The organism is Vibrio sp. 2130-1 (assembly GCF_033339515.1).
Map to the genome: position 1 here is coordinate 1 of NZ_JAWOUT010000383.1, position 642 is coordinate 642.

Annotated in this window: 1 pseudogene; it reads left to right on the top strand. The window is 47.4% G+C overall.

Annotation, left to right across the window (positions count from 1 at the left end):
- Window positions 1-642: pseudogene (locus R7Q09_RS26370) on the top strand (UbiD family decarboxylase domain-containing protein); the annotation flags it as partial.

Consider the following 642-nt stretch of genomic DNA (forward strand, 5'->3'; position numbering starts at 1 on the left):
AGCAATTCCCTGAGATTGAAGACTTCTATCTACCGCCAGAAGGTTGTTCGTATCGCATGGCCGTTGTAACCATGAAGAAGCAATACCCAGGTCATGCGAAGCGCGTGATGATGGGGGTTTGGTCCTTCTTGCGTCAGTTCATGTACACCAAGTTTGTGATTGTGTGTGATGAGTCGGTAAATGCGCGCGACTGGAATGACGTCGTCAAAGCGATGACCGAACATATGGATCCAGTGCGCGATACCTTGATGATAGACAACACGCCAATCGATTCTCTCGACTTTGCGTCGCCAGTGGTGGGGTTAGGTTCCAAAATGGGACTAGATGCGACTATCAAATGGGATGCGGAACTTGCAACACGTCCCCAAATCAGTAAGCAAGACAGTAAAGTAATAACAGAAGCCGATTTGGAATCACTGAAACAACAGCGTCCAGAGATTATTGATATCTATCTACCGCCAACAACCAATAATCGTTTTGCCGTCGTTACGATGAAGAAAGACCAAGCGGGCCAATCTCAAGCATTAATGGAATACCTGTGGGACTTCTTCGCGCAGTACACCGACAACAAGTTCGTTATCTTGTGTGATGAGGACGTCAATGTGCGAGATTGGAATGACATCATTTGGGCGGTGACCACTC